This window comes from Salmonella sp. 32082101201600294FB01SM01 (assembly GCF_017572865.1).
Lineage (GTDB): Bacteria > Pseudomonadota > Gammaproteobacteria > Enterobacterales > Enterobacteriaceae > Salmonella > Salmonella enterica.
Window position 1 is genome coordinate 86,744 of sequence record NZ_JAGESB010000007.1, and the last position, 8,710, is coordinate 95,453.

Annotated in this window: 9 protein-coding genes, 2 tRNA genes and 1 rRNA gene; 2 read left to right on the forward strand and 10 right to left on the reverse strand. The window is 53.1% G+C overall.

What is annotated here, in order from left to right; all coding sequences use genetic code 11:
- Positions 1 to 2: 2 nt before the first annotated feature.
- The 6 genes from ilvD to ilvL all read right to left on the reverse strand — a co-directional run bounded on the left by ilvD (position 3) and on the right by ilvL (position 5,105).
- Entirely contained in the window at positions 3 to 1,853 is a 1,851-nt protein-coding gene (ilvD, locus tag J4645_RS21155) for a dihydroxy-acid dehydratase (protein WP_023214622.1), read from the reverse strand.
- 160 nt (positions 1,854 to 2,013) lie between these two features.
- Positions 2,014 to 2,943 carry a branched-chain-amino-acid transaminase gene (gene ilvE, locus J4645_RS21160; RefSeq protein WP_000208532.1) on the reverse strand — a complete coding sequence of 310 codons (930 nt, stop codon included), beginning with the start codon at positions 2,941 to 2,943 and terminating at the stop codon, positions 2,014 to 2,016.
- Between the two features lie 17 nt (positions 2,944 to 2,960).
- A complete protein-coding gene (gene ilvM, locus J4645_RS21165; RefSeq protein ID WP_000983260.1) occupies positions 2,961 to 3,224 on the reverse strand; it encodes an acetolactate synthase 2 small subunit in 264 nt (87 codons plus the stop codon).
- Positions 3,221 to 4,867, reverse strand: a complete 1,647-nt coding sequence (ilvG, locus tag J4645_RS21170; RefSeq protein ID WP_023214623.1) for an acetolactate synthase 2 catalytic subunit — start codon at positions 4,865 to 4,867, stop codon at positions 3,221 to 3,223. Before ilvG ends, ilvM begins: the two co-directional genes overlap by 4 nt.
- A gap of 2 nt (positions 4,868 to 4,869) precedes the next feature.
- Positions 4,870 to 4,920, reverse strand: a complete 51-nt coding sequence (gene ilvX / locus J4645_RS21175) for a peptide IlvX (protein WP_192930503.1) — start codon at positions 4,918 to 4,920, stop codon at positions 4,870 to 4,872.
- Between the two features lie 86 nt (positions 4,921 to 5,006).
- Positions 5,007 to 5,105, reverse strand: coding sequence for an ilv operon leader peptide (ilvL, locus tag J4645_RS21180; RefSeq protein ID WP_001311244.1), 99 nt, complete (start codon positions 5,103 to 5,105; stop codon positions 5,007 to 5,009).
- A gap of 351 nt (positions 5,106 to 5,456) precedes the next feature.
- Here ilvL and J4645_RS21185 point away from each other — a divergent pair, with 351 nt between their 5' ends.
- Positions 5,457 to 6,977 (forward strand): YifB family Mg chelatase-like AAA ATPase, encoded by a 1,521-nt coding sequence (locus tag J4645_RS21185; protein WP_000050215.1) that lies wholly within the window; start codon positions 5,457 to 5,459, stop codon positions 6,975 to 6,977.
- 24 nt (positions 6,978 to 7,001) lie between these two features.
- Here J4645_RS21185 and maoP read toward each other — a convergent pair whose 3' ends face one another.
- A complete protein-coding gene (maoP, locus tag J4645_RS21190; RefSeq protein ID WP_000840996.1) occupies positions 7,002 to 7,340 on the reverse strand; it encodes a macrodomain Ori organization protein MaoP in 339 nt (112 codons plus the stop codon).
- Between the two features lie 106 nt (positions 7,341 to 7,446).
- On the opposite strand from maoP, the gene hdfR reads away from it, so the two are divergent.
- A complete protein-coding gene (gene hdfR / locus J4645_RS21195) occupies positions 7,447 to 8,295 on the forward strand; it encodes an HTH-type transcriptional regulator HdfR (protein WP_086010515.1) in 849 nt (282 codons plus the stop codon).
- A 101-nt stretch (positions 8,296 to 8,396) separates the two neighbouring features.
- Here the strand turns inward: hdfR and J4645_RS21200 are convergent.
- From J4645_RS21200 to rrf, 3 genes are all read right to left on the reverse strand, one after another.
- Positions 8,397 to 8,472: transfer RNA gene (locus tag J4645_RS21200), tRNA-Trp, on the reverse strand.
- 8 nt (positions 8,473 to 8,480) lie between these two features.
- Positions 8,481 to 8,557 (reverse strand) — tRNA-Asp (locus J4645_RS21205).
- A 53-nt stretch (positions 8,558 to 8,610) separates the two neighbouring features.
- Positions 8,611 to 8,710, reverse strand: a 5S ribosomal RNA gene (gene rrf / locus J4645_RS21210); the annotation flags it as partial.

Consider the following 8,710-nt stretch of genomic DNA (forward strand, 5'->3'; position numbering starts at 1 on the left):
CATCAACCTCCCAGTTTCGATTTATCGCGCACCGCGCCTTTATCGGCGCTGGTCGCCAGGCTGGCGTAGGCACGCAGGGCAAACGAAACCTGACGCTGACGATTTTTCGGCGTCCAGGCTTTGTCGCCACGAGCTTCTTGCGCCTCGCGGCGTGCGGCGATTTCAGCCTCGCTCAACTGCAACTGAATGCTGCGGTTCGGGATATCAATCGCAATGGTGTCGCCATCTTCAATCAGCGCAATAGTGCCGCCGCTGGCCGCTTCCGGCGAGACGTGGCCGATGGAAAGACCCGAAGTACCGCCGGAAAAACGCCCATCGGTGATGAGCGCGCAGGCTTTGCCCAGCCCCATCGACTTCAGGAAACTGGTCGGATAGAGCATTTCCTGCATTCCCGGCCCGCCTTTCGGCCCTTCGTAGCGGATCACGACTACATCGCCTTCCACTACTTTGCCGCCGAGAATCGCCTCTACCGCGTCGTCCTGGCTTTCATACACTTTCGCCGGGCCGGTGAATTTAAGGATGCTGTCATCCACGCCCGCGGTTTTAACGATGCAGCCGTTTTCGGCGAAGTTGCCATACAGCACCGCCAGACCGCCGTCTTTGCTATAGGCATATTCCAGCGAGCGGATGCAACCCGCTGCGCGGTCGTCATCCAGCGAATCCCAGCGACAATCCTGCGAGAATGCCTGGGTAGTACGGATACCGGCAGGGCCAGCACGGAACATTTTTTTAACCGCTTCGTCCTGCGTAACCGTGATGTCGTACTGTTCCAGCGTTTGCGGCAGCGTCAGGCCTAATACGTTTTTCACGTTGCGGTTCAGCAGCCCGGCGCGATCCAGCTCGCCTAAAATACCCAGCACACCGCCAGCACGGTGAACGTCTTCCATATGGTATTTCTGGGTACTTGGCGCCACTTTACACAACTGCGGCACCTTGCGGGACAGCTTGTCGATATCACTCATGGTGAAGTCGATTTCCGCTTCCTGCGCCGCCGCCAGTAGATGCAGAACGGTATTGGTCGAACCGCCCATCGCAATATCCAGCGTCATGGCGTTTTCAAACGCGGCTTTGCTGGCGATGTTACGCGGCAGTGCACTTTCGTCGTTTTGCTCGTAGTAACGTTTAGTCAGTTCAACAATCCGCTTACCGGCATTGAGGAACAACTGCTTCCGGTCAGCATGGGTCGCCAGCAGCGAACCGTTGCCCGGCTGCGACAGGCCCAGCGCTTCGGTCAGGCAATTCATGGAGTTAGCGGTAAACATGCCGGAGCAGGAGCCGCAGGTTGGACAGGCGGAACGCTCCACCTGGTTACTTTGATCGTCAGAGACTTTCGGGTCCGCTCCCTGAATCATGGCATCAACCAGATCGAGCTTGATGATCTGATCGGACAGTTTGGTTTTCCCGGCTTCCATCGGTCCGCCGGAAACAAAGATCACCGGAATATTCAGGCGCAGCGAGGCCATGAGCATCCCTGGGGTGATTTTGTCGCAGTTGGAGATACACACCATCGCGTCAGCGCAGTGAGCGTTCACCATGTACTCCACGGAGTCGGCGATCAGCTCGCGCGACGGCAGTGAATAGAGCATACCCCCGTGCCCCATGGCGATCCCGTCATCCACGGCAATAGTGTTGAACTCTTTCGCCACACCGCCGAAAGCTTCAATCTGTTCGGCGACCAGCTTACCGAGATCGCGCAGATGAACGTGACCCGGCACAAACTGAGTGAATGAGTTCACCACGGCGATAATCGGTTTGCCAAAATCACTGTCGGTCATTCCGGTGGCGCGCCACAGCGCGCGGGCACCCGCCATATTACGACCATGGGTGGTGGTGGCGGAACGGTACTTAGGCATGCTTTATTTACTCCCCATCTTTTCCCTTCATACTTCACGCCACAGGTGCGTTGGCTGCCTCACTCACCCCAGTCACTTACTACAGTAAGCTCCTGGGGATTCGCTGCGTTGCCGCCTTCCTGTGACGCAAATTATTTTGGGAAAATATTAATTTTATTTATTATGAATTTACCGGATCCAACCAGCCCCATTTATCCTCGGTTTCTCCAGTGAAGAGACCAAAGAAGGCTTGTTGAATACGCTTGGTAACAGGGCCGCAACGGCCTTCACCTACCTGGATACCATCAACGCTGCGTACCGGAGTAATTTCTGCCGCGGTTCCGGACATAAACACTTCGTCGGCCAGATACAGCGATTCACGGGACAGCACCTGCTCGCGCACTTCAATACCCAGCTCTTTCGCCAGTTTGATGATCGCGTCGCGAGTAATGCCTGGCAGCGCGGAAGAGGTAAACGGCGGAGTAAACAGCACGCCATCTTTTACCTCAAACAGGTTTTCGCCTGCGCCTTCGGAGATATAGCCGTTTACATCCAGGGCGATGCCTTCCTGATAGCCGTGGCGGCGCGCTTCGCTACCCACCAGCAGTGAGGAAAGATAGTTACCGCCCGCTTTCGCAGCGGTTGGAATGGTGTTCGGCGCAGCGCGATTCCAGGAAGAAACCATCGCATCGATCCCCTGATCCAGCGCTTCGGCGCCCAGGTATGCCCCCCACGGGAACGCGGCGATGATGACGTCAGTGGTGTATCCCGGGGGCGGGTTAACGCCCATACCGACATCGCCGACAAATACCAACGGACGGATATAGGCGCTGGTCAGGTTGTTTTTGCGGATCACTTCGCGGCAGGCTTCCATCAGCTCATCAATACTCTGGGAAACCGGAAAACGATAAATCTTTGCTGAGTCGCGCAGGCGCTGCATATGTTCACGATGACGAAACACTACCGGGCCTTTGTGAGAGTCGTAGCACCGAATCCCTTCAAATACCGACGTACCGTAGTGCAGCGCGTGAGACATTACGTGAACCTTCGCGTCTTCCCAGCGCACCATCTCGCCATTGAACCAAATGTAATCAGCTTTTTTCGTCGTCATTTTTCTTCCTTTTGCGCTCAGGCGCGGATTTGTTGTGATGTGGCAGCGCTCTGGCAGATTGCGACATGCGCAACATCTACCAGTTTACTTAACTGACTAAACAGTAAGTCGACCGACCGGGGACTGGCAACGGTCAATTCAATATTTATATTCTGCGCATCGGTCGCGGCTTCCATATTCATGGAGCACACCTGAAAACCACGATGGCGCACCACGCGTAAAACACGTTCTAAGGTTTCTGGATTAAAGCGTGCCGATACATTGACCTGATGTTGCATCATGATAATTTCTCCAGCATTTCAGAGTTACTGGCGCCAGGCGGCACCAACGGCCAGACATTTTCAAGTTCGTCGATTGAGACGTGAAGCAGGTACGGCCCTTCGCTTGCCAACATCGTGTCGAGTGCCGCTTCAACCTGGTCTTTACGAGTAATGTGCTGGCCTGGAATGCCGAAGGCGCTGGCCAGCATGAGGAAATCGGGGTTATCGGTCAGGGTGGTTTCGCTATATCGCTCCTGGAAAAACAGTTGCTGCCATTGTCGAACCATCCCTAACCGCTGGTTGTCGAGTAAGACTATCTTCAACGGTAACTGCTTGCGTTTTACGGTGCCCAACTCCTGAACATTCATCATGAAGGAGCCGTCACCGGAGATACAGATAACGGTATCATTCGGTCGCGCTACCTGTGCGCCAACGGCCGCCGGTAAGCCGAATCCCATCGTCCCCAGACCGCTGGAAGTGATGAAGTTCTCCGGGCGGGTGTAAGTCATATGCTGGGCTGACCATATCTGATGCTGCCCAACATCCGTCGTCACCACACTGTCTGCGGGTTTGCGTTCCGACAATTGCTTCAACAACAACGGCGCATAGATAGTCTCGCCAGGATGGTCATAGCGCCAGGCGTGTTCTGCGCGCAGCTCTGCACAGGACTGACGCCATGCGTCGATCTTCAGCGGTTGCTGTAATGCCGGCAACAGCGAATTTAAATCGCCCTGCAACGCGACGTGTGCCTGACGCAGTTTGTTCATTTCCGCCGGGTCGATATCCATATGGATTACGCTGGCGTTAGGAGCGAAAGTATTCAGCTTACCGGTCACCCGGTCATCAAAACGAGCACCCACTGCGATCAGTAAATCACACTCTTGCACCGCGAAATTAGCCGCTTTAGTACCGTGCATTCCCAGCATGCCCAGATAGTACGGATAATCAGCTTCAACAGCCCCCAGCCCTTTCAGCGTGCAGGTAACTGGCATTTGCGTTACCGCGATAAATTTACGCAGCGCCGGAACTGCCTGCGCCATACCAACACCACCGCCGACGTACAGCATGGGTTTTTTCGCCTGTTCCAGCATCTGGCGCGCCTGTTCCACATCAGCCTGCGGGAAGGTCGCTTCGTTATCAACGGTAGTAAACCAGGGCTCCAGCGCTCCGCTGGCTAATTGGATATCTTTCGGGATATCCACCAGAACCGGGCCAGGACGGCCAGCGTTGGCGACTTCAAAAGCCTCTGCCATGATACGAGGCAGCTCTTCCAGCGACTGCACCAGGAAGCTGTGTTTGGTACAGGCCAGCGACAGCCCTAACACATCCACCTCCTGGAACGCATCGGTGCCGATGAACGGGGCGGACACCTGACCCGTGATCGCGACGACGGGGACCGAATCTAACAACGCATCCGCCAGGCCAGTGATCAGGTTAGTGGCACCAGGGCCGGAAGTGGCGATACAAACACCGGTTTTGCCGGTAGAACGGGCATAACCGATTGCCGCCATTGCGGCACCCTGCTCGTGTCGGCACAACAAATGCTCCACACCACCGTCATACAACGCGTCGTAAACCGGCATAATTGCGCCACCAGGATAACCAAATACGGTTTTCACCCCCTGCGCTCGCAAAGCATGTACCACCCACTGTGCCCCGTTCATAGTTACATCCCCGTCGTAAATCTTGAGAAACAGAATTTTATGCTGTTATTCACGCTCTGCTCCTCGCTTAAGTTTTTCAGGCCAAAAAAAACCCCCGGACCTTTCGGTGCGGGGGTCTTAGTTCGTTAAGGCTTGATTTCTAAGCCTTTCCTCGTCCAAGTGCAGCCCCGCACGGTGGGATAATAATCACCACCACGCTAATCACGACCAGGCTAATCACTCGTAGAAGGGCTGTCATTTTTGTCTATTCTTGCATCTTGTTCGAAGGAATACCTAAAGAGTTACCATAGGTTTTGCCAATAGCACAAGATATTTTTTTAACCACGTTTCAGATAATGCAGGTGAATGCCTACAAGGGCTTTGTTTTTTATAAGAAAAATTAGAAACTGAAAAATTTTCACGTTTTCCTCCCCCTTTTGGCGCACTCTACACCCTGTTTTCCTTCTTTTCGCTTCTGCGAGCGTTCTTCCAGTTTGATGTTTCTTGCCTGAAAATGACGCCAAAATTCAGGAAGCAGCCGCTAAAAAACAAAAAGTCAGTAATTCGATTTTCTCTTCTATTCCGCATAATCCACGTAACAGGAGGGATTATGTCACTGGCGATTGTTCATACCCGCGCCGCACTTGGCGTCAATGCGCCGCCTATCACTATAGAGGTGCATATCAGTAATGGTTTACCGGGACTAACCATGGTTGGCCTACCGGAAACCACGGTAAAAGAGGCGCGTGACCGGGTACGTAGTGCGATTATTAATAGCGGATATGAATTTCCGGCTAAAAAAATAACCATTAACCTTGCTCCAGCCGATCTACCGAAAGAGGGCGGAAGGTATGACCTGCCTATTGCTGTTGCGCTTCTGGCCGCGTCTGAGCAGCTTACAGCGTCGAATCTTGAGGCATATGAGCTGGTGGGTGAGTTAGCGCTTACAGGCGCATTACGCGGCGTTCCTGGCGCAATATCAAGTGCAACGGAAGCCATCAGGGCCGGCAGAAATATTATCGTCGCAACAGAGAACGCGGCGGAGGTTGGGCTTATCAGCAAAGAAGGATGTTTTATCGCCGATCATCTACAAACCGTCTGCGCCTTTCTGGAAGGGAAACACGCCCTGGAAAGACCTTTAGCTCAGGATATGGCATCGCCTACCGCAACTGCCGATCTTCGCGATGTGATCGGTCAGGAGCAGGGTAAACGCGGCCTGGAGATTACAGCGGCAGGGGGACATAATCTGCTATTGATCGGCCCGCCGGGTACGGGTAAAACCATGCTGGCCAGTCGACTGAGCGGGATTCTTCCACCATTAAGCAATGAAGAAGCATTGGAAAGCGCCGCGATCCTCAGTCTGGTTAATGCCGATACGGTACAAAAACGATGGCAGCAACGCCCCTTTCGCTCACCTCATCATAGCGCCTCACTTACTGCTATGGTCGGCGGCGGCGCAATACCCGCCCCGGGAGAGATATCGCTGGCGCACAACGGAATTTTGTTCCTTGATGAATTGCCTGAATTTGAACGACGCACACTGGATGCGCTACGTGAACCTATAGAATCCGGTCAAATTCATTTATCCCGTACCAGAGCGAAAATAACGTACCCTGCCAGGTTCCAGTTAATCGCCGCAATGAATCCCAGCCCGACCGGACATTATCAGGGAAACCATAATCGCTGCACGCCAGAACAGACACTACGTTACCTTAATAGGTTGTCAGGCCCGTTTCTTGATCGTTTTGACCTTTCGCTTGAGATACCGCTTCCTCCGCCCGGGATTCTTAGCCAACACGCCTCAAAAGGTGAGAGCAGCGCTACGGTAAAAAAGCGGGTCATCGCCGCCCATGAACGGCAGTACCGACGCCAGAAGAAGTTAAACGCGCGTCTGGAGGGTCGCGAAATCCAAAAATATTGTGTATTGCATCACGATGACGCCCGCTGGCTTGAAGACACGCTGGTGCATCTTGGATTATCCATTCGCGCCTGGCAGCGTTTACTAAAAGTGGCCAGAACCATTGCCGACATAGAACTGGCTGACCAGATCTCGCGTCAGCATTTGCAGGAGGCGGTAAGCTATCGGGCGATAGACAGGTTGTTAATTCATTTGCAAAAGCTGCTGGCGTAAAAAAAGGGCATTACGCCCTTTTTATTAATCATCAGCTTCGGTGTAGTCTTCTGCGCCTTCAACTTGCGGCTTGCCGCCAGACAAGGTGTGGAAGCGTTTTGGACGCTTGATACGCGTCATATACTTGGACCAGACGCGTTCTGCATCCGTTACCGGCTCGCGTTCACCGCGACATACCGCTACAAACAGCTTCTCTTCTTCAGTCACAGGCTCACGCTTGCCAAGATCCAGATCATTAAAGGCATGACCATGACGCTCAAGCAGTTGTGCCTCTTTAATCGTGAAATCACCGTGACGAGAGAATCCACGTGGATAATGTTTATTGTCAAAATATCGATTAGTCGTCGTAAAGCTTTCCGCCATCCTGCACGCTCCTAATTCTTTGTCTGAGCTATTTATGGCGCGGAGTATTAGTTACGCTTGACAGAGTGTAAAACAAAACATTTAAATCATAACGACAAATAATTTTGTGGAGAGCACAGTGGATACGGAATTGTTAAAAACTTTCCTGGAAGTTAGCCGGACACGCCATTTCGGGCGGGCCGCAGAAGCACTTTACCTGACGCAATCCGCGGTGAGCTTTCGTATCAGGCAACTGGAGAATCAACTGGGCGTAAACCTTTTTACGCGGCACAGAAACAATATCCGTTTGACCACGGCTGGCGAAAAACTTTTACCGTATGCGGAAACGCTGATGAATACGTGGCAGGCGGCACGTAAAGAGGTGGCGCATACCTCACGCCATAACGAGTTTTCCATCGGTGCCAGCGCGTCTTTATGGGAGTGTATGCTTAACGCCTGGCTGGGTCGACTGTACCAACTACAGGAGCCGCAAAGCGGCCTGCAATTCGAAGCCAGAATCGCTCAACGGCAATCGCTTGTGAAGCAACTTCATGAACGCCAGCTTGATCTCCTCATTACTACCGAAGCGCCCAAAATGGATGAGTTCAGCAGTCAGCTGTTAGGGCACTTCACTTTGGCGTTGTATTGCAGCAGCCCTGCCCGTAAGAAATCAGAACTCAATTATCTGCGGCTGGAGTGGGGACCAGACTTCCAACAGCATGAAACCGGGCTGATCGCAGCAGATGAAGTGCCGGTATTAACAACCAGCTCAGCCGAACTCGCCCGACAGCAGCTTAGCGCATTAAATGGCTGTAGCTGGCTTCCTGTAAACTGGGCAAATGAAAAGGGCGGATTACATACCGTTGCCGACAGCGCAACGCTTTCACGGCCGCTATACGCCATTTGGTTGCAAAACAGCGATAAATACTCGCTGATCTGCGATCTGTTAAAAACGGATGTGCTGGATGACCAATGAAAATGATGAAAAGAAAAAGAAGGGAACTTACGATTACCTGACCAGGTAATCAGGTAATTTCAGGCAAAAAAAAATCCTTAGCAGATGCTAAGGATTATTTCTGGCAGGGGCGGAGAGACTCGAACTCCCAACACCCGGTTTTGGAGACCGGTGCTCTACCAATTGAACTACGCCCCTAATTAGGGTGGCGGAACGGACGGGACTCGAACCCGCGACCCCCTGCGTGACAGGCAGGTATTCTAACCAACTGAACTACCGCTCCACCGAATTCTTTTACAACCACCAGTCTATGACCGGCTTACTGCTTAATTTGATGCCTGGCAGTTCCCTACTCTCGCATGGGGAGACCCCACACTACCATCGGCGCTACGGCGTTTCACTTCTGAGTTCGGCATGGGGTCAGGTGGGACCACCG